Origin of the sequence: Paenibacillus herberti (assembly GCF_002233675.1) — a bacterium.
GTDB classification, from domain to species: Bacteria; Bacillota; Bacilli; order Paenibacillales; family Paenibacillaceae; genus Paenibacillus_O; species Paenibacillus_O herberti.
Genome location: NZ_NMUQ01000003.1, coordinates 111,225 through 132,797, shown reverse-complemented (window position 1 = coordinate 132,797; position 21,573 = coordinate 111,225). Strand labels below are relative to the sequence as shown.

The 21,573-nt window shown below is 51.1% G+C and carries 25 protein-coding genes and 1 pseudogene; 14 read left to right on the top strand and 12 right to left on the bottom strand.

All coding sequences use genetic code 11. The annotated features are described in order from the left end of the window. The first annotated feature begins 13 nt into the window (after positions 1 to 13). Complete coding sequence (locus CGZ75_RS20070) at positions 14 to 415, top strand: RNA polymerase sigma factor (RefSeq protein WP_089526072.1); 402 nt, start codon at positions 14 to 16, stop codon at positions 413 to 415. Then, the gene (locus tag CGZ75_RS20065; protein WP_176444936.1) at positions 378 to 1,544 is read left to right on the top strand and encodes a DUF4179 domain-containing protein; all 1,167 of its coding nucleotides are present in this window, start codon (positions 378 to 380) and stop codon (positions 1,542 to 1,544) included. Before CGZ75_RS20070 ends, CGZ75_RS20065 begins: the two co-directional genes overlap by 38 nt. A 159-nt stretch (positions 1,545 to 1,703) precedes the next feature. Here CGZ75_RS20065 and CGZ75_RS20060 read toward each other — a convergent pair whose 3' ends face one another. Then, positions 1,704 to 2,225, bottom strand: a complete 522-nt coding sequence (locus CGZ75_RS20060; RefSeq protein WP_089526070.1) for a GrpB family protein — start codon at positions 2,223 to 2,225, stop codon at positions 1,704 to 1,706. A gap of 271 nt (positions 2,226 to 2,496) precedes the next feature. Here CGZ75_RS20060 and CGZ75_RS20055 point away from each other — a divergent pair, with 271 nt between their 5' ends. Beyond that, positions 2,497 to 2,976 (top strand): hypothetical protein, encoded by a 480-nt coding sequence (locus tag CGZ75_RS20055; RefSeq protein ID WP_089526069.1) that lies wholly within the window; start codon positions 2,497 to 2,499, stop codon positions 2,974 to 2,976. Positions 2,977 to 3,122: 146 nt separating this feature from the next. Here the strand turns inward: CGZ75_RS20055 and CGZ75_RS20050 are convergent, their stop codons facing one another. The 3 genes from CGZ75_RS20050 to CGZ75_RS20040 form a co-directional block, all read right to left on the bottom strand. Next, entirely contained in the window at positions 3,123 to 3,854 is a 732-nt protein-coding gene (locus CGZ75_RS20050) for a DUF4166 domain-containing protein (protein ID WP_089526510.1), read from the bottom strand. A 71-nt stretch (positions 3,855 to 3,925) separates the two neighbouring features. Continuing rightward, on the bottom strand, positions 3,926 to 4,855 hold the full coding sequence (locus CGZ75_RS20045; RefSeq protein ID WP_089526068.1) for a DoxX-like family protein: 930 nt from the start codon (positions 4,853 to 4,855) through the stop codon (positions 3,926 to 3,928). 5 nt (positions 4,856 to 4,860) lie between these two features. Continuing rightward, positions 4,861 to 5,364: a thiol-disulfide oxidoreductase DCC family protein gene (locus tag CGZ75_RS20040; protein WP_089526067.1), complete on the bottom strand. Its 504-nt coding sequence runs from the start codon at positions 5,362 to 5,364 to the stop codon at positions 4,861 to 4,863. Between the two features lie 231 nt (positions 5,365 to 5,595). Between CGZ75_RS20040 and CGZ75_RS24775 the strand changes: the two genes are divergently transcribed. Beyond that, positions 5,596 to 6,315, top strand: coding sequence for a hypothetical protein (locus CGZ75_RS24775; RefSeq protein WP_141136839.1), 720 nt, complete (start codon positions 5,596 to 5,598; stop codon positions 6,313 to 6,315). On the opposite strand, the gene CGZ75_RS25650 is transcribed toward CGZ75_RS24775, so the two are convergent. The 5 genes from CGZ75_RS25650 to trpS form a co-directional block, all read right to left on the bottom strand. Next, entirely contained in the window at positions 6,293 to 7,000 is a 708-nt protein-coding gene (locus tag CGZ75_RS25650; RefSeq protein WP_245850988.1) for a response regulator transcription factor, read from the bottom strand. The two genes, CGZ75_RS24775 and CGZ75_RS25650, sit on opposite strands and share 23 nt — an antisense overlap. Before the next feature lie 125 nt (positions 7,001 to 7,125). After that, complete coding sequence (locus CGZ75_RS26075; RefSeq protein ID WP_141136838.1) at positions 7,126 to 7,326, bottom strand: hypothetical protein; 201 nt, start codon at positions 7,324 to 7,326, stop codon at positions 7,126 to 7,128. 33 nt (positions 7,327 to 7,359) lie between these two features. Then, complete coding sequence (locus tag CGZ75_RS20030) at positions 7,360 to 8,955, bottom strand: sensor histidine kinase (protein WP_089526066.1); 1,596 nt, start codon at positions 8,953 to 8,955, stop codon at positions 7,360 to 7,362. Positions 8,956 to 10,146: 1,191 nt separating this feature from the next. Then, positions 10,147 to 11,100 (bottom strand): ribose-phosphate diphosphokinase, encoded by a 954-nt coding sequence (locus tag CGZ75_RS20025; protein WP_089526508.1) that lies wholly within the window; start codon positions 11,098 to 11,100, stop codon positions 10,147 to 10,149. Positions 11,101 to 11,226: 126 nt separating this feature from the next. Continuing rightward, complete coding sequence (gene trpS / locus CGZ75_RS20020) at positions 11,227 to 12,216, bottom strand: tryptophan--tRNA ligase (RefSeq protein ID WP_089526065.1); 990 nt, start codon at positions 12,214 to 12,216, stop codon at positions 11,227 to 11,229. Between the two features lie 421 nt (positions 12,217 to 12,637). Here trpS and CGZ75_RS20015 point away from each other — a divergent pair, with 421 nt between their 5' ends. The 6 genes from CGZ75_RS20015 (at position 12,638) to CGZ75_RS19990 (ending at position 17,567) form a co-directional block, all read left to right on the top strand. Then, positions 12,638 to 13,348 carry an MOSC domain-containing protein gene (locus CGZ75_RS20015; protein WP_176444935.1) on the top strand — a complete coding sequence of 237 codons (711 nt, stop codon included), beginning with the start codon at positions 12,638 to 12,640 and terminating at the stop codon, positions 13,346 to 13,348. Positions 13,349 to 13,461: 113 nt separating this feature from the next. Next, positions 13,462 to 14,103 (top strand): NAD(P)-dependent oxidoreductase, encoded by a 642-nt coding sequence (locus tag CGZ75_RS20010; RefSeq protein ID WP_089526063.1) that lies wholly within the window; start codon positions 13,462 to 13,464, stop codon positions 14,101 to 14,103. Positions 14,104 to 14,366: 263 nt separating this feature from the next. Continuing rightward, a complete protein-coding gene (locus CGZ75_RS20005; protein WP_245850986.1) occupies positions 14,367 to 14,657 on the top strand; it encodes a hypothetical protein in 291 nt (96 codons plus the stop codon). 72 nt (positions 14,658 to 14,729) lie between these two features. Beyond that, positions 14,730 to 15,104 (top strand): hypothetical protein, encoded by a 375-nt coding sequence (locus CGZ75_RS20000; RefSeq protein ID WP_089526061.1) that lies wholly within the window; start codon positions 14,730 to 14,732, stop codon positions 15,102 to 15,104. 177 nt (positions 15,105 to 15,281) lie between these two features. Further along, the gene (locus tag CGZ75_RS19995) at positions 15,282 to 16,787 is read left to right on the top strand and encodes a long-chain-fatty-acid--CoA ligase (RefSeq protein ID WP_089526060.1); all 1,506 of its coding nucleotides are present in this window, start codon (positions 15,282 to 15,284) and stop codon (positions 16,785 to 16,787) included. A 270-nt stretch (positions 16,788 to 17,057) separates the two neighbouring features. Next, complete coding sequence (locus CGZ75_RS19990; RefSeq protein ID WP_089526059.1) at positions 17,058 to 17,567, top strand: SRPBCC domain-containing protein; 510 nt, start codon at positions 17,058 to 17,060, stop codon at positions 17,565 to 17,567. Between the two features lie 93 nt (positions 17,568 to 17,660). On the opposite strand, the gene CGZ75_RS19985 is transcribed toward CGZ75_RS19990, so the two are convergent. After that, positions 17,661 to 18,092, bottom strand: coding sequence for an NUDIX hydrolase (locus tag CGZ75_RS19985; RefSeq protein WP_176444934.1), 432 nt, complete (start codon positions 18,090 to 18,092; stop codon positions 17,661 to 17,663). A 118-nt stretch (positions 18,093 to 18,210) separates the two neighbouring features. Here CGZ75_RS19985 and CGZ75_RS19980 point away from each other — a divergent pair, with 118 nt between their 5' ends. The 4 genes and pseudogenes from CGZ75_RS19980 to CGZ75_RS19965 all read left to right on the top strand — a co-directional run bounded on the left by CGZ75_RS19980 (position 18,211) and on the right by CGZ75_RS19965 (position 20,390). Beyond that, entirely contained in the window at positions 18,211 to 18,759 is a 549-nt protein-coding gene (locus CGZ75_RS19980; RefSeq protein WP_089526057.1) for an ABC transporter substrate-binding protein, read from the top strand. Continuing rightward, complete coding sequence (locus tag CGZ75_RS26070) at positions 18,726 to 18,878, top strand: transposase (protein ID WP_245850984.1); 153 nt, start codon at positions 18,726 to 18,728, stop codon at positions 18,876 to 18,878. Before CGZ75_RS19980 ends, CGZ75_RS26070 begins: the two co-directional genes overlap by 34 nt. 184 nt (positions 18,879 to 19,062) lie before the next feature. Beyond that, positions 19,063 to 19,554, top strand: a pseudogene (locus CGZ75_RS19970) (carbohydrate ABC transporter permease); the annotation flags it as partial. A 14-nt stretch (positions 19,555 to 19,568) separates the two neighbouring features. Then, positions 19,569 to 20,390, top strand: coding sequence for a carbohydrate ABC transporter permease (locus CGZ75_RS19965; protein WP_089526056.1), 822 nt, complete (start codon positions 19,569 to 19,571; stop codon positions 20,388 to 20,390). 132 nt (positions 20,391 to 20,522) lie between these two features. Here CGZ75_RS19965 and CGZ75_RS19960 read toward each other — a convergent pair whose 3' ends face one another. Both CGZ75_RS19960 and CGZ75_RS19955 read right to left on the bottom strand, forming a co-directional pair. Beyond that, positions 20,523 to 20,708 (bottom strand): serpin family protein, encoded by a 186-nt coding sequence (locus tag CGZ75_RS19960; protein WP_176444933.1) that lies wholly within the window; start codon positions 20,706 to 20,708, stop codon positions 20,523 to 20,525. Continuing rightward, positions 20,701 to 21,366 carry a serpin family protein gene (locus CGZ75_RS19955; protein ID WP_089526054.1) on the bottom strand — a complete coding sequence of 222 codons (666 nt, stop codon included), beginning with the start codon at positions 21,364 to 21,366 and terminating at the stop codon, positions 20,701 to 20,703. The genes CGZ75_RS19960 and CGZ75_RS19955 overlap by 8 nt, the downstream gene beginning before the upstream one ends. Between the last annotated feature and the right edge of the window lie 207 nt (positions 21,367 to 21,573).

The window sequence follows — 21,573 nt, the reverse complement described above, 5'->3', positions numbered from 1 at the left end:
AGGAGGCTAAGGAATGAGCCTGATGCGTTACGTAAAAAAAGCAAAAAAGGGAGATAAGGAAGCACTTCTTCATTTAATCCTTTTGGAAAAGGAATCTTATTATAAGCTGGCTTTCAGCTATATGGGCAACGCCAATGACGCCATGGATGCCATGGAGGACATGATTGTAAGAGTTTATGAAAAGATTGATCAGCTTAGAGACCCAGAGGTTTTTTACAGCTGGAGCAAAACGATCTTAGCGAATGGCTGCAAGAGCATGTTACATAAGCGAAACAAGCTGGTGTTGGTTGATGAGTGGCAGCCTGACCAGGAGAGTGAACCGAGCTGCTCCGGTAAGGCCGAGACGAATTGGATCGCTCTGGAAAATCGTCGCAGTTGTGCTGATTGTATTTCTCGTGTCGGGCAATCAATATAATGCATTCTCCTATTATGGGAAGCTGCTCCTCGGATTTGACGGGATTGTGGGCGGCAGCTTGAAGGAGCTGAACGAAGAGGGTCTGGGGCAGTCCCTTAATGAAAGCAAAACCTATGAGGACGGTACTACGTTGACGATTAACAGGCTGATGTCGGACGCCAATCAATTGATTGTGTATTATACGCTGCGTAATTCGGATGGGTTGAAGGTAGAGGACCATGCCCCTGATAGTATCGATTTTCATCCTACCCGTGTTAAGGGCCTTTTGACGGATTCCGACTCGACAGGGGGCTCTTCCAGATTTAATGAAAATAAAACGGAATACAAGGGTTATCATGAATTTACCCCTGTAAGTCCATTCTCCAAAAAACTTACGATGCAATTCTGGATTGAATTCAACGATGGTACAAGGAAATTAGAAAATATAACCTTCACTTACGATCCCAATAAAGCTTTGAAATCAAATATTGAGCAGACGTTTAATAAAGATTTCCTGACGGATATAGGGACGCTTTCTATTGAATCCATTATTGCCACTCCGACCATGACAGAAATCAAGGGAACTTTCACCGCTATCGAGGATACGGATCATTTCATGATGGTAGACGGTACTCTAGATGGCATGGAGCTTATCGCCAACGGGATTCCAGTAAGTTCCACAAGTAGGCAAATCAATAATTTACTGAAGGATAACAAAATCGGAATTAGTCTGATATACGAGGAGCTGCCACAGCCGCTACATTCGCTGGAAATTAAAGTGAAGGAGCTGCCTAGCTACAAGCGAATCGAACGCAACATTCCTCTCACCTCGTCTAAAGATCAGGTATTTGACGTTGGAGGTAAGCAAATAAGAGTAAAGGATCTATCTCGAACATCTGCCGACGTCCAGTTGACTCTTACTTATGATACGTTTGAAATTATACCAAAGGGCATATCCCTTGGAACGAAATCCGGGCTTGTGCCTGTGAAAACATCCAAGCCTGGAAATTATGTCAAACAATCGGATGGAAAATCCCTTTACGAGAAGACGCTTATCTTTGATACGAAGGAAGAACCGGAATATTTGTATATCGAGGAAGTCTACTTCAAAAAGCCTTATGACATCACCGTTCAGGTTCCGTTGGAGTAAAAACCTAAAGCCGCCCTGCTGCCAGGGCGGTTCTTTGACATTCGTTCCCTGCGCTCGATGCGCAGCGGATTCAGTTGGTCGGCGTAATAAAGAGCGACGATTCCGCTTGATCATAACCCGAAAGTCTACCATCTTGATTTAAATCTACCGTCCCTGCCTCTACGCTCCCGTATCCCTTTTTGCGTCGAGCTTGCTATATTCCGGCGTTTCCATCAGCCAAGCAAAAAACTCATTCTTCTCAGCGCGATATGCCTCCATGTCTCCGCCCTGGAAGCGCTGCTTCAGATCATCGTACTGCTGTCTGTAGCTGTCGTTGATGCGCATCACGTCACGTATTTTATAGAAAAAATCAACTTCTGATCCGATGACCGTTAGCTGCACACCAAGAGGCGGGTTCATCTCATCATCCTTGAACGATCTGAAACTGTCGGTTGAGTCGCTGCCTTCATTAATGTCATACATGCGAAAGAGCATGCTCGCGGCATTGTCGAACTGATCTTTCGTCACCCGAACCTGAATGTCGAGATCCCCTTTGGTCCAGCTTCCCGTCACGGCCGTGCTACCTATATGCTGCAAATCGGCTTCGGGCAGCAGCGCTCGGATGCGGGCGGATTCAGTCAGATAAAGCTGATGGGCTTTCTCGTAAACAGACGGAGCGTTTTGAAAATAAACCTTTTCCAAGTGGCACGCTCCTTCCGGATAAAACAAATTGTTCTCTGACCTCCGGTCATGAGATAAAAACTCCCTCATCAATCATACATACTTCTTCTCTTTAGCTCTATGAAAGCTATCGCAGGAAAGAGTTGTAAACTTTCGTCTTTGTACGATGAAGAAGAGATCTCTCATATTCATATGAAGGCTTGATCAAAACGACCAGGGCATCTGCCATAGTCCGTTTCTCTTCCATTCTCATACTATGTTACGAGAATCTTTTATTGGGGGAGACATAGACATGAGTTATGAACGCGAAGGAGTCAACAAGTTAAAAGGATCCAACATGGGGATCATTCTAGTTCTGTTTATTTTACTGGTCATTGTTACCTGTGCTGTAAATACTGTAAACATACCCCCGCCAGACGACGGCTCGTCTTCCATTACAGCCACGAGAGGTTTCGATATTCTCAACAACACGCAAAATATAACGTTCGACCGCGTAAGTATTGAGGGGAGCGTGGCACAACCTTATCCCATGAGCCTGATTCCTCCCGGTGTCGAGATCCACTTCAATTTGACCTCTTCATTCACTAGAAGCACCGGTACCGTTACTTACATCGCAAGTGTAAATAACCAATACGTGGGCGGACTCAGATTTTCGATGGTGAGTTTTGCAGGAATCAATACTTATTTCAGTGACGTCATTACCAATGGAGCGTTCGATACGTCGTCATCGTTCCCCCTACTCGAGCCACTATTGACTATTTACGACTTGTAATTAGGAATAGAACATAGAAGATGGCCCTTCTCTTGAGAGGAGGGCCTGGCACGGGGGACGGTAAGAGCTGAGCTTTGCGGCGTGCCGTCCTGGAGCCTATCTAATCGGAGGGAGTACCGTTTTGTTCCGAACAGCAAGACCGTTCGCTACTCCCGGCGCTCGATGCGCAGGGGCAGCACATCTGCCGGTGGAGCCGCCGAACCTAGCACCAACATCGTGTTGCGGAAGCTGCCTTCATACCGGAAAACGTCCCCGATTAGCGGGCTGCGCACCCTTACTTCAATACGGAAGCGCTCCAGCCGCTCATCATACCATTCATGCACATCAGCCCGGCCCGTGAACGAATCGGGAAAACGGAACCCCAGCCACCCTTCATAAAACCGCTGAGAGCCCGAGCGGATACGAATGCCACCTTCCGATGAAGGCTCGGCCTCGATATCGACCGCCAAATGCTGCCTGTTGCCAAGGTAATCAACGATACAGCCGCGCTCGCGGCTGTATATCATCGTAGCATCGAAGCGGCGAACCCGATGCGGGAAGCGAAACTTGCGAACCCATGTGACCGTTTCCCGGCCGACAGTGTCGCGGTAGGCGTAGTTTTCGATGGAAAAAGGAATCTCTGTCCCGCTCTCCGGGAACATAATATTGCGATACGTCCCGATCTGGAGCGGCAGCGCGGCAAGCTTGCTGTACCAGATCGAATGCATAATTCCCTCGCCTCTGGCGGCGAGACCGGAACCGCTGTGGAGCGAGAATCTTTCGCGGATAAGCGGATGCAGCTCGTTAAAGCGTGAACCAAGAGCTTTTTCATAAATGGATTGCTGATTCAACAACCGAAGCAAAGAGTTCCGAGGGGACGGGACTTCCACGGGTTTCATGGCTGGAGCACTAACAAATAGACTTTGCATATAAAACTCTCCTTTCAAATAAAAAAGGATCGGTGGAATTATCACGAAGTTCTGCGCGAAGCTGGCTTCCTGAGACAGCGACCCGCCTGAGGAGCAAAGGGCCGTGCCAGCAAGCAGACAGCCGTCAGCCCAAGCATCGGAACGGTGAGCGTCAAAGCGTTAAACGGCTCCGCAAGCTGTTCTGGGCTTGAAATAAAAGCTCCGGCAACCAACAGCAGAAGCATCAGTCCTTGAAGGCGAATCAACATGGTAGAGCGGATGAGAAGTAAGGAGACGCCGATTGCTGCCTCCAGCAGGCCTAAACCTGTCAGAGCGAAGATCGAGCCCTCTGGGGAGAAGCCGAGATTAGCGAGCAGCTCCAGTTCAGTGCGGGATGGCAGAAACAGCTTTGGCACCAGGCCCTCGTAAAGCCATAAGCCAGAGAGCAGCAGGAGGGAAATCGCGTTCAGCAGCGCCATTCGCAGCGTTAGCTCCGGGGACCAGCCTTTTTCCAGCCAGAGGCGAAGACGATCGAAGCTCCAGGCAGTTGCCCAGCCCATCAGCGGCCGAAACACAATATGGTCCAACAGCGAACCAACAAAGCCGAACCGATTGGTGTAGGTGTACCGAGTCAAAAAGCGGATTCCATCATCATCGGATGGCTCATACCGCCAGAACCCGGCTCCGCTGCGAATTAGTGAAATGGGCTGCGGCGAGGCAAATTGAAGGGCGGAAACCTTGCAGCCGTCGGGCTCCTCATGGTCACGGGTGGCCCCGCTACCGCTGATGGACAATCCGAAACCAATCCGCGTTGTATAGTGAAAGCGCTGGGCCTCCCCTTCTTTTCGGGGCAAATAACGAATAGAGCTGAATCGCAAATCCCAGCGCTCATGCAGCTCCGGCTGCTGGGTATGGAGCCATAGCTGTTCCATGGAGCAGCGCATGGATTGCTCTACGTAAATAGGTTTGGGGCGGCCTATACTAATCGTCATTTTCGTCACCGCCTACCTTGGTCATCCTCTAGCTCATGCGCCGCTAACGCTTCCTGTTGCTGCCAAAACTCTCTCGTTGCCTGTTCGCCGTCGAGGACGCGTTCCTGAAGCAATCGAGCATCTGTTATTTGACAGCTGTGTCCCTCATTTGCCGAGTTGGGAACTAGCTTATGACGCGAAGCTGCGATAAGCTTGTAAACTGCGTCTCGAAGATTTAGCGGGACGATTTTGAGCATGCGCAGCAGAGGCCAGCCTCCATGCAGCAGGCCCATTAGCTCCAGCGCAGCGGAGGAGCGCGTGTATCCTCGGCCGTTTTTCAGCAGTACAAAGGTGTCCCGGCGATCCGGGTCTAAACCGCTCTTCTTCAGCAACAACTGTCCTTCCTCCGACTGTAGGGCAGCAAAACGCAGCTGCTTTTCCGGGTCCCGTCGCGCCGCGAAACGAGTCAGCCCGCTACATAACGCACAAGTTCCGTCTACTAACGCAACTGCTTTTATGGAATGGTTCATGGCCTCTCAACTCCTGTCGGCTTGGATGCTCCGAGATCCTCTAAGTTGCTCGAAACTGTTCGAAATTGCTCCAGGCCTTTGTTCTGCTTTCATCGTAACTCTGAGAGGCATTTAGCGGCAGGCCCCTCTTTTGTAGGCCTGGAAACGCCAAAAAGGCCTACCTGTTGTAGGCCTAACAGTGTCGGGAAAGGGATGATGAAGCTTTCATCCGGGATGTGGGGTAAGCCTTAGGTGGATGCGAGCCGTCTTTTAAGTAACTTCGACTACTTGCTTTACTCGTCGGGGCCACTTTTGACGCACTCAAGTAACTTCCACTACTTGCTTTACTCGTCGGGGCCACTTTTGACGCGCTCAAGTAGCTTCCACTACTTGCTTTACTCGTCAGGGCCGCTTCCGGAGCGCTCAAGTAACTTCGACTACTTGCTTTGCTGGTCGAAGCCGCTTTTGACGCGCTCAAGTAGCTTTGACTACTTGCTTGGCTCGTCGGGGCCGCTTTTGACGCGCTCAAGTAACTTCGACTACTTGCTTGGCTCGTCGGGGCCGCTTTTGACGCGCTCAAGTAACTTCGACTACTTGCTTGGCTCGTCGGGGCCGCTTTTGACGCGCTCAAGTAACTTCGACTACTTGCTTTACTCGTCGGGGCCGCTTTTGACGCGCTCAAGTAGCTTTGACTACTTGCTTTACTCGTCGGAGCCGCTTTTGACGCGCTCAAGTAACTTCGACTACTTGCTTTACTCATTGGGGCCGCTTTTGACGCGCTCAAGTAACTTCGACTACTTGCTTGGCTCGTCGGGGCCGCTTTTGACGCGCTCAAGTAACTTCGACTACTTGCTTTACTCGTCGGAGCCGCTTTTGACGCGCTCAAGTAACTTTGGCTACTTGAGTCATCATTCAATTCATCCATTAGTTCACACTGGAGTAGAACAAATTAGGATTTTCCATCTTCCTTAAAATCTCCACTATGACCCGCCTCACTGTCCGTATCACCGCGCCGAACCTGGCGTACCGCTTCCCGGCTGCTGCGTGCGCCGAGCTTTTTGAGGATGCGGTTCACCTGGTTTTTGAGCGTGCTTTCGCTTTTGAACAGGCGACGGACGATCTCTGGCTGGGTGCGTCCTTCCTCGATCAGCTCGAACACTTCCCTCTCCGCAGCGGTAAGCGGTTGGAGCTTCTCTTCCCGTTTCAGCCGGCGAAATTCTTTGAGCAACGCCTGCATCGGCACCGGCTGATGTACTGCCATACGAATTGCCGCCGGGAGGTCGGCATAGCGGCTTTTTTCCACATAGCTGACCGCTCCCGCGCTAAAAGATCTCGTCATTGCCTTCTCTTCCCCAACGGAAGTCAGCATGATGACTGGAACCTCCCGGATTTCCAGAAGGTCAGCCGCCGTTGCGATGCCATCCTGCACCCCATCGCCAAGCTGAATATCCATCAACACTACGTCATATTCCAGCGAGCGAGCTGCTGCCAGCGCCTGCTCCGGTCCAGGAGCCCACCCGGCGACCAGCAGATCGGGCTCCACATCAAGATAGAGGCTTAATGAGCGAACCCACTCTGGATCATCCTCAACGACGAGCACACGGATCGGCGAAAGGTTCGATTGCAGAATGTTGGACGAGTTATGTTGTAAAGGCAATCCAGGTGTTCCTTGTTCTCGTTGCTCTCCGGTTGTTTCGTGTTCTCGGCGCTCCCCAGGTGTTCCTTGTTCTCGGCGCTCTCCGGTTGTTTCGTGTTCTAGGCGCTCCCTGGGTGTTCTTTGTTCTAGACGCTCCACCGTTGCTCCATGTTCTCGTTGTTTCCCGTCTGCACCGTGCTCTTGGTGCTCTCCATGCTCTCCGTGCTCCCCGTGCTCTCCGTGCTCTCCGTGCTCTCCGTGCTCTTTGAGCCTAGCTTGCTCCCCATCCTCTCCTTTTGCTCCGTGTTCTCCATGCTCCCCGTTTTCCCCGCACTCTCCGTTTCCACCTCTAGCACCGGACTCCCTTGCGCTATCCTTCATCATTGCCCTGCCTCCTCTTCCGGCGACTCAGCCGTCAACAGCTTGCGAACCGACAGCAGCAGTTCGGCCTGCGTGCCTCCATCTTCCCGGGGTGCTAGCTTGATTTTGCCTCCGGCCATTCGCATCGCCTGATGAGCATAGGACAGACCGATGCCGTAGTTGAGCCTTCCGCTTTTGGTACTGAAAAAAGGATCAAATACATGCGCAAGCCGATCCGTCGAAATGCCGCTCCCCGTATCCAACACTCGGATGACCGCATACCGCGGCCCCCGGAATGCGTCCAGTAGCACCTGCCCTTCTGGCGGTGTCGCTTCTATGGCATTGGTAAGCACATTGACAAGCGTCTCCTCCAAATGAAACGCATCCGCAGCCAGCCACTCCGGGCATTCCGCCAGCTCCAGCTGCAGCCGTACACCTCGCGCCTCAGCCAGCGGGTTGCTCCGTTCCATTGCCCGCTGCAGTAGCTCAGGCAATTGCAGTGGCTCCTCCTGCCAGATAATTTCCTTCATCTGCGACTGGATGCGGCCCACCGTTTCCAACATTCGCCCGGTCGAGCGGGCGATCTGTTCCAGCTGCTCCTCGGCAGCTTCATGCGCAGCCGCTTGCGACACTAACTTCCCTGAAAACTCACTCGCTTCATACGCAACCATCTGCGACACTGATTTCCCTGGAAGCTCACTCGCTTCATACGCAACCATCTGCGAAACTGATTTCCCTGGAAGCTCACTCGCTTCATGCGCAGCCATCTGCGACACTGGCTTCCCTGAAAGCTCGGCAGCTTCATACGCAGCCATCTGTGACACCGGCTTCCCTGGAAGCTCAGGCGCTTCACGCGCCGATTCCAGCCGATCCAACTGCCGCCGAAGCAGGTCGGAGGCGAGACTGATTTTGCCGATTTCATTTTTGAGAGAATGATTCAGCATTGATGCCCCCATACTCGCCGTCCGTATTGCGCTCTCCAGAGGATCTCGCTCAAGCTTCAGCCGAATGCCAAGCACACCATATAGGAACAACCCGACAACCGCCGCCCCCATCGAGAAGAAGATGAAGAACGATACATAGCGGAAAAAATCAAACTCCGGCGACACCGTCCGCCCAATGTTGAACAAAATGAGAACAGCCAGCAGCGTCGGTACAATAATGACCGCCATGATCATGCGAGAGCGCCGTTTATACCTGTCCTGTTCCCGCTTCAATGAGAGGATTAAACTCGCACAAGCTCCAATATAGTATGGAGCTGTCCATAGTAGCAGCAGCATATAATTCGGTTCATGCCCACTCCTCCACGCTTCCATCATCGAAACCACAGGCAGAACAAGCATCCCGAGCGCAGCCAGCCACCAACCACGGGTTGTGCGAAGCAAACTGCTATAGGCCAGGCAGAACATGAGCGCCGCCCAAGGCGTCAAACAAGTATTGAGCAGCTCCAACACGGAGGCCGCGTCCGTCCACCCCTTCTGTTCCGCCCATGGCGCGATCCCGCCGATCGAGGCTAACCAAAGAAACGCAGTTGCCCAGCGGTTGATCGGTTCCTTCGGCCTTCCAAGTAAAGCGGCAAGGCCCGCCAAAAACAGCATGAGAAAATAAATGAGCATGGCCTCGTCTCCCTTCTTTTTTTGACTAAGCTGTTACTAGCCTAAAAGAAAAACCCTAAACAAGTTAGGGTTTGAGCAAAAGTTTTTCCTAATTCGATGGGAAACCAATTCTATTGACGTCCACTTCTGGATATTTTTCAAGTGCTGCAAGTTTTATTACCCAACCTGTCCAATCTTCACGTGTTATTGAGCCTTTATGAAACAATTTGGGCTTAATACTCAATGGATGGTCATAAAGGCGACTGTAATGAGCACAGCGGTTTTGTATAAATAGATCTTTAGATTTATCGGGGCGTGCTTCTCCTCTCGATTTGAATTAAATAGGGTTTGAACTCGGCTTTCGTGCGCAACGCAACTTTTTTTGTACGATTTATCGTATAAAATTCGGTTTATAGCCGCCTCTTTTCAATACTTTGTGTGATAAAACATACAAAGCTCAGCTTTCGTCGCCTATGCCCAGCCATTTTGAATGATTTATCGTACAAAATCCAAGAAATCAGCACGGCCCGAATGCATGTTGAGTGAAAAATCATACAAATTGTGCATGACCACATCAATAGGAGACTGACTTGGTTACGACTTAGGCCTATTTAAGCCGCAGTTGCCCCGACAAGGCTGAAACAGGCGAAGGGAGCAGCTCCTTGCTACTGCTTCATGATCGCTGAGACAAGCGAAGGGAGCAGCTCCTGATACTGCTTCATGATCGTCGAAACCAAACTGCGCATTCGAGCGAATTGCCGGGCTCCTTCCGTCGTTCGAAAACTCCCGGAAACCTTCTGTTTGACAACAGCCAATCACAAGTCTCGCTTCGCTTGGGTTCTCGCTTCACTTAGTTTCTCGCTTCGCTTGATTTCTTGCTTCGCTTGTTGTTGTCAAACGGGATCCGGTCATCCGAATAGTGCGCCCTAGCTAAATTTAGAGGTACCTAAGTAGTAACGATTTATCAATAATCTTATTCAAATCTTTTATGAGGTTTTATGAAGTTTAAATGTTTATTAGAATTACTAAAATGGTTGGGGGCGAGTTAGTCATATAAAGTCTCCCTAAAATAAAATGTCCCACCCTATTTTCGCATTGTTAAGAGGCGCGGGTGGGATCTATTACCATTATTTTATTCCTTCTCTGATGTGATGTCAACGGAGTTTATTCCGTTCACTGCGGCCCCCCGGGGCACGCAGACTTCCACAATATCTAAATCCCGCGGTTCTTAAACAACGTGGCGATAGAGCCGCCGTAGATGTTGGAGCGAATCGCTTCGGTGAACAGATTGGCCATCGGGATGACGGTCAGCTTCTCCGACCGGCTCGCTTGTTGAAGGATCGAGTCGGTCACGATAATTTCTCGAATATGCGGATGGTTCAAGCGGCCTTCCAGCGCATCCTGAGAAAAGAGACCGTGTGTAGCGGCAACAACAACGTCGCGGCTGCCCTTCTCGACCAGCTTCTCAACGACGTTGAACAACGTACGACCCGTATCGATGATATCCTCGATTACGATCGGGGTTTTGTCCTTCACATCACCGATAACATGCATTTTCTCCTCGCCGGTATGGTTGTCGTGATTGCTCACCACCATCGCGAACGGAGCTTGGAGATAGTTGGCCAGCTTTTCCGCCGTGGAGGCCCGGCCAGCGTCCGGAGACACGATAACAGGGTTCTCAATGTTTTTGCTGCGGATGTATTCAGTCAGCTCGTCAAGCGCGGTCAGATGATCCACTGGGAAGTTGAAAAAGCCCTGAATCGCCGCAGTATGCAGATCAAGCGTAATGATCCTAGAAGCACCTGCGGTATCCAGCAGGTCTGCGACCAGCTTAGCCGAAATCGCCTCGCGTGGATGACGCTTGCGCTCCTGCCGAGCATAGCCATAATACGGCATGATAATGTTAATCGTCTTCGCCGAAGCACGTTTCGCAGCATCGATCATAATGAGCAGCTCCATGAAGTGCTCGTTGACCGGATCGGACAATGACTGCACGATGAAGATATGGCAGGTACGGATCGGCTCACCGTAGGAAACGTACAGCTCCCCGTTGTCGAACTGGCTCAGCGTCACCTCGCCAAGTGGAATACCGAGTTGATCGCTAATGCTCTTGGCAAGCGGAATATTGGAAGATCCACTGAAAATTTTCACTTTATCCGTCATTATTTTGTCGTTCCCTCCCGCACATTGCATTGGTTAAGCCCTTTTCTCCCATTATAGCCTATTAAGCGGGAAATCTGCAGTCCGGCTCAGCAAAATAACACGGAAAATGAGCGCTACCCGTAATCGAACTCAAAACGACGCAAATCCCATTGCTCGTTTGGCTTCAGCAAGCACCGGGGCCGCCTCCGCAGCGGCCCGCTGTGCTCCCTCCTTCAGAATCCGATCTAGCTCCGGGGAACCGATCCATTCATGGTACCGAGCCTGCAGCGGCACAAGCTTCTCTATAACTACATCGACCAGTTCACTCTTGAAGCTGCTGTAGCCTTTGCCATCGTAACGACGTTCAATTTCCTCTACGCTCAATCCGCTGAACACAGCATAGATCTCGACCAGATTGCTTACCGCAGGTTTGCTCTCCCAATCATAACGAACAATTCCTTCAGAATCTGTGACTGCCTTTGCGAATTTTCGGCGGATCAGCTCGGGAGAATCCATCAGCATGACACAGCTGTTGGTGTTAGGATTGCTTTTGCTCATCTTGGCCGAAGGATCATCCAGCCCCATGATGCGGCTGCCGATCATTCCGATAATAGGCTCCGGCGCCAGAAAAAGCTCCACTCCAAAGCGCTGGTTAAAGCGTCTCGCCAAGTCTCGTGCCAGCTCAAGATGCTGCAGCTGATCGTCGCCGACCGGTACATGGGTAGTACGATAGAGCAGAACGTCAGCCGCCATTAACACCGGATACGTGAATAGTGCGGAGCTGACGGAGCTTTTCCCATCCGATTTGTCCTTATACTGCGTCATCCGTCCTAGCTCGCCCATAACCGCTAACGTCTGCAGCAAGTAGCCCAGCTCGGCATGGGCCGGCACTTGGGACTGCAGGAAAAGAACTGATTTGCCGGGATCAATTCCCGCTGCAAGGTATAGTGCGGCTATATCACGAGTCCGACGCTGAAGCACATCCGGCGGCTGCGGCACCGTGATCGCATGGAGATCCGGGATGAAGAAAAAGCAGTCATAGTCCTGCTGAAGCTGGATGAACTGACTGAGCGCCCCTCCATATCCACCAATATTCAGGTCGCCACTTGGTTTGATGCCTGACACAATTCTGTTTGCCATTGTTAACCCTCCCTCAAGATATAAATATAAATTCCAGAAAACGCAAAAAACGCACTTCATCCCCAAAGGGACGAAGTGCGTAACTCCGCGATACCACCCAAATTCGGCTATGCGCCGCTCCTTGAATCCGCGTCAAAACGACTAACGCGGTTCCCGTGATAACGGCAGAACGACCCGTCAGCGCCTACTGCCGGCGGATGCCGGGTTCGGACTGAAGCGGAAGGGACCATTGGCCTGCATCGATTGTGCCGGACCTCACACCAAACGCCGGCTCGCTGAGACAACTCCCGCAGGTTACTACACCCTTCCATAGCTTATCTGGATATGGCTGGAATAATTTATTCAAATTATAACATCCCGTTATAGAATGTCAACGAGAGATATTTCGCGGTATACTGAGCCAAAAAGAGGTGGACAACAGATGAAGATTGGAGTAACGGAAGCGATTTGGCGCTATCCGGTCAAATCGATGGGAGGAGAACGCCTGGAACAGGTAGCTGTAGAAAGCTACGGCTTGCTCGGTGACCGATTTTGCTCTTTTTATGATGAGGCCAAGCAAGGCTGGAATAGCTATCATACAGCCCGTAAACTGCCTGGGCTATTGCTTTATCAAGCCTCCTATACGGACGAAGGCATCAAGGTAAAATCGCCTCATGGAGGCTCCTTCTCCTGGGATAGTCAGCTGCAGGAAGAGCTGGAGCAGGTCACAGGTATTCGCATGTCTATGAGCGTTGAAGGCGAGGCCGGACGTGAGGATAATAGTCTTAAATCTGTCGATGCAGCCAGCATTTTGCTCATAACCGATGCTTCACTGCGCCGCCTGAAAGAAAAATGGGGCAAGGAAGTAGACCCCTTACGATTCAGACCGAATCTGTTTATTGGAACGGATGATCCACAGTTGGACGAAAACGATCTGATCGGCGCGCAGCTGCGGATCGGCAATGCCTTGGTTCAGGTGAATTCCTTTTGCGAGCGCTGCTCGATGATTACCTGCGATCCAGAAAGCCTGGAGCGTGATCCATCGCTGCTGCGATCCGTGAATGAATCATTTGGCTTGAAGTTCGGGCTGTATGCCTCCGTGTTGGAGCCAGGAACAATTGCTGTGGGAGATACGGTTATTCGGGTGAGCTGATATTCTATTTGTTTGACAAAAGCTTTTGTTGTAATCATAATGGTTACAACAAAGGCTTTTTTTAATGTCGCTTTGGGAATAATAGTTTTGAAACTATAAGGAGGCAATCAAACATGAGAATAGGAATTATTGGAGCAACCGGCAAGGCGGGCAGCTTAATCGCAGATGAGGCTGAGCGTCGCGGCCACCATGTAACAGCGATTGTGCGGGATTCATCCAAAGTGAAGAATCTTTCGCTGAACATCCTTGAGAAGGAAGTGTTCCAGCTCACAGGAGCGGATCTGAAGCCATTCGACGTAATCGTGAACGCCTTCGGCGCCGTTTACGGACAGGAGCAGAAGCATATCGAAGCCGGACGTCTGCTGATCAAAGCGCTCAAGGAAGCACCGGAAACTCGGTTAATCGTCGTTGGAGGAGCTGGCAGCCTGTATGTAGATGAGGCAAAAAGCGTTCGTGTTATGGATACGGCGGAATTCCCGAAAGAGTATCTCCATACCGCTTCCAGCCAGGGACAAAATCTGACTGACTTGCAGCAGGAAGAGGGCATCAGTTGGACCTTCCTCAGCCCTGCAGCATTTTTCGATCCTGCTGGCAAACGCACCGGTTCCTATACGAAGGGTGGCGACCGCCTAATCGTCAACAGCAAAGGCCAGAGCTACATCAGCTACGCCGATTATGCAATTGCAATTGTAGATGAGGCCGAGCAGGCCGCACATCGGAACGAGCGTTTCTCCGTCGTCGGCGAAGCGGAATAATGACCTAACTTGGAGGGCTGTTCGCATATGCGGACAGCTTTTTTTGCGTCTGTAAAGAATGGCATCCCTCGCAGGCGAGTCTATTTTTCCATCCGTTCCTAACTCCGTGACTCGCAACTACGAACCTTTCTTCAATAGCTTCATAGAATATAGCAACCCCCTGATGAAAGGAGGGACCCCGAATCAAACCAATTCAAACCAATCAAATTTCCCCTCGCCTGACTGTTTATTCCGGCGCTTTCTACACGGGAGAAAGCCGTATTATGCGCGGAACTATCGGTATCGAGAACACGAGCGATGGCGTGGATGATATAAGGAGCCTTCAATTTCTCTCTATGAGCTCCAGTGCTACGCTCGTTGTCTTCACCGAGCCCGGATTCCGCGGCCATTATCGCATCTATCGGGGGGGCGTTCACAATGTAGCTGATCTGAACGATTTGATCGCCGGAGATCGTGCCAGATCCTTAATTTCCACCAATCAGCCCCTGACTCAGGCGCAGGTCCGCGAAATTGGCCGCACAGGACGGCTTCCTGAAGGTGACAGGGAGATTTAGCTCCCTATCCCGAAGTCTATCACTTTGAACCACTTCTTTTGAAATAACCCATCTGAAAGGAAGATACCCCGCATGGAACAAGCAAAAGTAAGCCAAGTTTTATTTCCCCGCTTAACCCTCTTCTCCGATGAATCTTTTAATGGACAATTCGTTATTGGACGTGGAAACCTTGGTATCCGCAACCTCGAAAACATTTTTGATGGCCCTGAAAGCCTCCGCTTCTTATCCGATAATCGTAACGCCTGTCTCGTCCTGTTTACCCGCACGGCCTTTCGCGGCAACTTCCGCATCTACCTTGGCCCCGCCCGCAATTTGCCTGAGCTAGAAGATCTGCTTCGCGGCGAAGATGTCGAGTCCCTTATCTCCTCCAACCAACGCCTGAGCGTTGCGCAGGTCCGCTTGATTCGCCTCACAGGCGTACTCCCAGCAGGTTTCCGCATAGTCTAGCCTTAATCATCGTATTCATCGCGACCAGTTCAGCCGATAAGCGGATGGCGTCAGCCATTCGCTTATTTTTATTTTCTATATATTACCAGTAGGGATTTGCTGCAGATTCCACGAATAGGATGGATAGTGAATCATCATGGCCCCCGCACCTAACTTAGGAAAAGGAGATGACCATGCATGAGCTGGAATCTGGTGGAAGTACTGGAAAACAGCGCGGCCAGCTATCCTGACCGTGAAGCGTATGTATTCCAGGGCAACAGCACAACCTACACTGAACTAATGAATCAGGTAGAGCAATTCGCCTCCGGGCTGTCTGCGCGGAACATTGGCAAAGGCGACAAAATCGTGCTTTTGCTCGGCAATTGCCCGGAATTTATTATTGCCTTGTACGGCGCGCTTCGTCTTGGCGCAGTTGTCGTCCCGGTCAATCCGACCTACACAGCGGACGAAATCGCTTATATTATCGGCAATTGCGGAGCTAAAACAGCCATCGCTGCGGCACCGCTACAGCCACTGTTTGCTGCGCTGCAACCACGGTTGCCGGAGCTGCAAGGCTCGATCTATTGCGGCGCTGGTGGAGGAGACAACTCTTTCGAGCAGCTTTTGCAAAGTGGGACGGGATTTATTGAATCCGCTTACATTAAGGGGGACGACACTGCCGTCATTCTCTATACTTCCGGTACAACCGGTAAGCCAAAGGGCGCGATGCTGTCTCACCGCAACCTTGCCACTAATGCGGAGTCTGTTCACTCCATGTTCCAAGTGACCAAGGAAGATCGCGCAGTAGCCGTGCTGCCGATGTTCCACATTTACTCCCTGACCGTTTGTCTGAACGCCCTGCTGGCTGTAGGAGCTGCAATTCTCATTCATCCTCGTTTCCATCCGGTGGAGATCATAACGGCGATTCGCGAACAGAAAGCGACGATGTTCTCCGGCGTACCCACTATGTATACGTATATGCTGCAGGTTCCTGGAGTTTCGGCTGCCGATTTTACCACGGTCCGGCTCTGCTCCTCAGGTGGAGCATCACTCCCGGTAGAAATACTGCAGAAGTTTGAGGAGAGGTTTCAGGTTGTCATCTACGAGGGCTACGGCTTGTCGGAGGCTTCCCCTGTCACAGCGTTCAATCCGCTTGGCGGAGTTCGCAAGCCGGGCTCCGTAGGCGTAGACATTCCGCAGGTTAAAAATCGGATCGTCGATCATGATGGCAACGACTTGCCGCCGGGAGTTGCCGGTGAGCTCATCGTTCAGGGCCCGAACGTCATGCAGGGCTACTTCAACATGCCGGAGGCGACTGCAGCCGCACTGAGGGACGGCTGGCTTTATACGGGCGACATCGCTCAGATGGACGAGGAAGGTTACATTTACATCGTAGACCGTATAAAGGACATGATCAATGTGGGCGGCTTCAATGTGTATCCGCGCGAGGTTGAGGAAGTGCTGTACCAGCACCCCGGCGTGTTCGAAGCGGCGGTCGTCGGCGTTCCTGATGAATCGCTCGGCGAGGCGGTCAAGGCGTTTGTCGTACGGAAAGACGAATCGCTGACCGCCGAGGAGCTTATTGCCTTTTGCCGGAACAGTCTCGTTAAATACAAGCTGCCCACCCAGGTGGAGTTTCTCACGGAGCTGCCGAAAAACAGCTCCGGCAAAACGCTCCGGCGAGTGTTGAAGGAGCTGGTCTAGAGCCACCCGCCCCAACGGTGGGCGGCTATGTACCTCTCTGATCTCCTCGGAACAACCTTAAGAGGACCGATCAAGGCAGCTATCGATCGGTTCTTTCTCGTGAGTACAGGTAGGATCGGAGACGCGGTTTTTCGTTCGTCCGGCAAGATGCCGTGTTGCACTTTATCTAACTCTATTATGAATATTCCTTGACAGGAATATTCATAATAAGATATATTATCTTCATAAACCAGTTCATGAAACTCAACCAACCCTGAGGAGGAAATAAGGATGACATCAAACATGATAATGCGCGTTGAAGGAAATGAGTTAGTATTGGAGCGTACTTTTCAAGCGCCAAAAAGTCTCGTTTTCAAAGCCTTCACGGAACCGGAGCAGTTGAAGCAATGGTGGGGCCCTCGTGGTTGGACGGTGACGGAATGTACGTTGGACCTGCAGCCCGGTGGCTTCTGGCATTACTGTATGAAGTGCGTTGATGAGAACCTGGGAGACTTCTTCGGTATGGAATCCTGGGGCAAAGGTGTTTATGAGGAGGTTCGTCCAGAGGAGTATTTCTCCTACACCGACTACTTCTCTGATGCCGAGGGCATGGTCAATAAGGAGCTTCCTTCAAGCTTCATCATGACGACATTCAAAGAACAGGACGGCGCCACAAAAGTGCTCAACCGCTCCCGCTACGGATCACCTGAGGAGCTGCAAACCGTGCTTGATATGGGCATGGAGGAAGGCATTCGTCAAACCTGGGATCGTCTGGAAGAGTATTTGGCAGCCCGGAGCTAATAGCTTCTGCGAGAAACTAGTCCGATGAATCGAACAGGCCGATGCAGGGAATTTCCCGGCATCGGCCTGTTCGTGTTGCTCGTTAGCTAGCTTCTACTCCATCCACTGCCTCGGTCCTATCGTTTGGAACAGCCCATCCCTATCCGGATTTAATGCATCCTGAATACGCTTATACGTAAAGTCGCTTACCGGTTTGGGTAGATCCTCAATCCAGTAATATCCACATTCTAAAATCTCAGGTGAGCTCGGTTCAGGTTTTTGATCCTCATCGTTAGTTGAAATAAAAACAAAGTGATGCATGTCATAGTTCGGGTCATAATAAATGCCCGTTAATTGCCCGATCTCAACGCTCAGTCCTACTTCTTCCAAAACCTCTCGCTTAGCGGTGCCCTGTGCGGACTCATCCGCCTCCGATTTCCCACCTGGAAGATCCCAATTGTTCTTGCCATAGCTGTGTTTGACCAACAAAATGCGTCCTTCCGAATCCAGTATAACTGCTGCTGCACCCATTGACTTATTGGACAAAATAGTTCCCCCTACTCCTTTGTTGGACTCCTTCATTGATGACTCCATTATGTGGAAAAAAGTTTCAAAAAGCATCCTTTGGGTTATCGATTCTTATTTCCTATAGGAGGCCGAAACGATGGTAAAGCTCAGGATTAGGCTCACGTTGTTGATGCTTGTAGTTCTCGTAGTCAGCGGATGTTCCAGCGGTGATTCCAATGAATCTCCCAATGAAATGAAAACGCTTACCTTATGGTATTGGAACCGGGCACTAGATGAAAATCTGATTCAGTCAGTTCAAAAGCAATTTCCAAACATCCGTATCAACGCCCAAAAGATCGGTGGAGATTTTAAATCCAAGCTGAAAACAACGCTGGCCGCAGGCACCGGAGGCCCGGATATCATTGCGATGAATGACTGGGTGGCGGAGATGTTTCCGAACTCCGACCGATTTTATGATCTGTACGAGCTTGGCGCCAAAGAGATCGAGCCCGATTTTCTTGACTGGAAATGGCAGCTTGGAGTTGCACCGGACGGAAAGATGATCGCGCTGCCGATCGACACAGGACCGACCGCTTTGTTTTACAGAGCGGATCTGTTCCAGCAAGCCGGACTTCCGAGTGAACCCGACGAGGTTCATGCAGCGATGGTGACATGGGAGGATTATTTTGCAGCGGGCAAGCTTTGATTGCAGGCGTGCCAGTCGTTCTCGTTGATCCACGCAACACAAGCCGAGAATGTCCACAGTGCGGGCACATTGCCAAAGAGAGCTGTGCAAATGCCCAAGCATGCTGGTTTCGACGCTGAGCCTTACGAACCGTTATCCGTTCACGAATGCTTTGCCCGCCGTGTCCGGGGCTCGCTGACGAGTGCCCTGCTCCGAATATTCAGAGCAGCAACATAGGCGAACAGTCAAAGGAAGAGGAGCTTATCCTACAAGCATGTCATTCATCCCCCGCCTATAGAGGACGGGAGAATCCTGACACTAAGAGTGTTGAATTACTTGCTCTCCCTGATTGGCGTGTCGCCTGTGGAATGGCTCAATAAACCATGGGGCGTGCAGCTTGCCGTATCCTTGATGATCGTCTGGCGCTGGGCTGGCTACAACGCCATCATTTATTTGGCAGGTTTGCAGAGCATCCCAACTGTCCTGTACGAAGCAGCCAAAATGGACGGCGCATCCAGCGTCCAATCCTTCTTCCGCATCACGATTCCCGCTTTGCGTCCTATCATTTTGTTCACTGTCATTACATCCACCATTGGCGGTATGCAAGTATTCACCGAGCCGCAGGTGTTAGCTGGAAACGACGGAGGCCCTAGCGGAGGCGGATTGACCATCGTCCTCTACTTGTATCGGGAAGCTTTTTTGAATAATTACTTTGGTTATGGCTCTGCTGTCGGCTGGGGGATGTTTGTTCTGATTGCCCTGTTCTCGATCATCAATTGGCGAGTCGTTCAAGGCGGCGGCGCAAAAGATCAATAAAAGAGGTGAACGGAATGGCTAAACATAAGTCGATTCTACTCTATGCAGGGCTGATCATTGGACTACTTATATCCGTTTTTCCTTTCTACTGGCTGGTGGTCATGGCCACACGGACGACCTCCGAAATTTACAGCTTCCCGCCTCAATTCTGGTTCGGCACCAATCTGATGGACAATATTTCACGAGTAATGGACAATATCGATTTCTTCGGCGCTTTTTTGAACACCTTGTTCGTTGCTTCTTGCAGCACCATCTTAATTCTGTTCTTCGATTCACTTGCCGGATTCACGTTCGCCAAATTCAACTTTCCCGGGAAAAAGTGGTTGTTCGTCCTCCTGCTGGCCACGATGATGGCTCCCGCTCAGCTGTCGTTGGTGCCATCCTTTGTCATCATGGCCGGCTTCGGCTGGGTTGGTACGTTCAAGGCGCTGATCATTCCGGGAATGGCCAATGCCTTCGGAATTTTCTGGATCCGCCAATACGCGGAGGAATCTGTACCTAATGAGCTGCTGGATGCAGGCCGGATCGACGGCTGCAGCTTTTTCCGACTCTATTGGAATATAGCTTTGCCGATATTGCGGCCTGCGCTATCCTTCCTCGGTGCATTAACTTTCATCGGGGCATGGAATGATTATCTCTGGCCACTTATTATTCTGAATGACGAGAGCAAATTCACGCTGCAGGTAGCTTTATCTTCGCTTAATGGAATTTACGTCACGGATTATTCCATGGTCATTACGGGGGCGCTGCTCGCTGTTATGCCGCTAATCATCTTGTTCCTGTTCATCAGCAAACAGTTTATTTCGGATATTGCCGCTGGAGCGGTTAAAAGCTGACTGCTGCCGCAGTTACGCTTCGCGATTGCCCACTGCTTCAGAAGCTTGATCGTTATACAGCGGAAATAATTCCGCAAGCGAAGAGGTAAAGCTACTGTTCCAGCCGCTATAACTCCGCAAGAAAAAGAGGCGCTAGTCCAGCGCCTCCGGCTTGCTGATGCTGCCGAGGAACAGCCAGCCACCGCTTACGGAATCCTCGATGGCCAGGAAAAAAGGCCGATCCGCCTTGAACTCGTTAGACTTTGTCCCACCGGAAGATTCCACGGCTATCATCGTTGCAGCTGCAGCCTCCGTGCCTTTTTCGTCAACCTCAAGCACCGTTTCGTGGATCCCTGCCGTTTCCAGCAAAGTCGACTTGTTTGACCTCGCCGTCATAGTTCTCCTCTAACAGCTTCCGATAGGATGGCAAAGGCTGCAGTCCCTCTCGGAACCAGACCGAGTTGGCAATGTTAAGCTCAGCGCCGTCCGAAGGCAGCTCCAGAAAGGAGCGCCAGCCCCCGGCAGTCTTGGCGCCTTCGGCTTGGCTTATTCCTTTCCAGCCGGCTGCTCCCGCAATCTCATCCGCAGTTGTTCCACGGCTCCCTTGCCAGGCCATGCCAAGCGCTTCGCTGATGCTCCAGGGAGACAGGAGGAGGTTGTCCGCATCATCCCTCTGCCCCATAATGCGGTAAAGTTCCAGCCCAAATGAATTGGACGCCCCAACATAAGCGGGGTCAAGCTTGGCCGCAGCCGCGCGGCGTTTGTCCTCCTGTTGTTTTACCTGTTCCTCGGTAAGCGCGCCCTTCTTCGCAGGGGCTGGGCCTGCCACAGGATTTGAGCCGCAGCCTGCCGTCAAAAGTAAGAGAGCTGCAACAAGGCCGAGAGAAATTGGGCTCATGAAAAAGGTTGATTTTGTTTCAACTCTCGCTGTTGCGCCGGGCTGAAACGTATTTTTCCGGCAATCCGACTCTTTGACTGCTGCTGTGTTTCTAAACATACCAATCCCCCTTTTGATTGCTGCCTTTTTGTTTGAAGCAGCCTCATTTTAATTGGTATCCTCCATAACGCCGCTCAGCGTTGCGATGTTGCAGCACAGCAAAACGGGAAGAGACTGAGCAAGCTCAGCTTCTTCCCATCTTTTTGTAAACGTTCTATTGCATTGCTTTAGCGTTATTTGAGTCAAAAATGATGATTTACCTGAAAT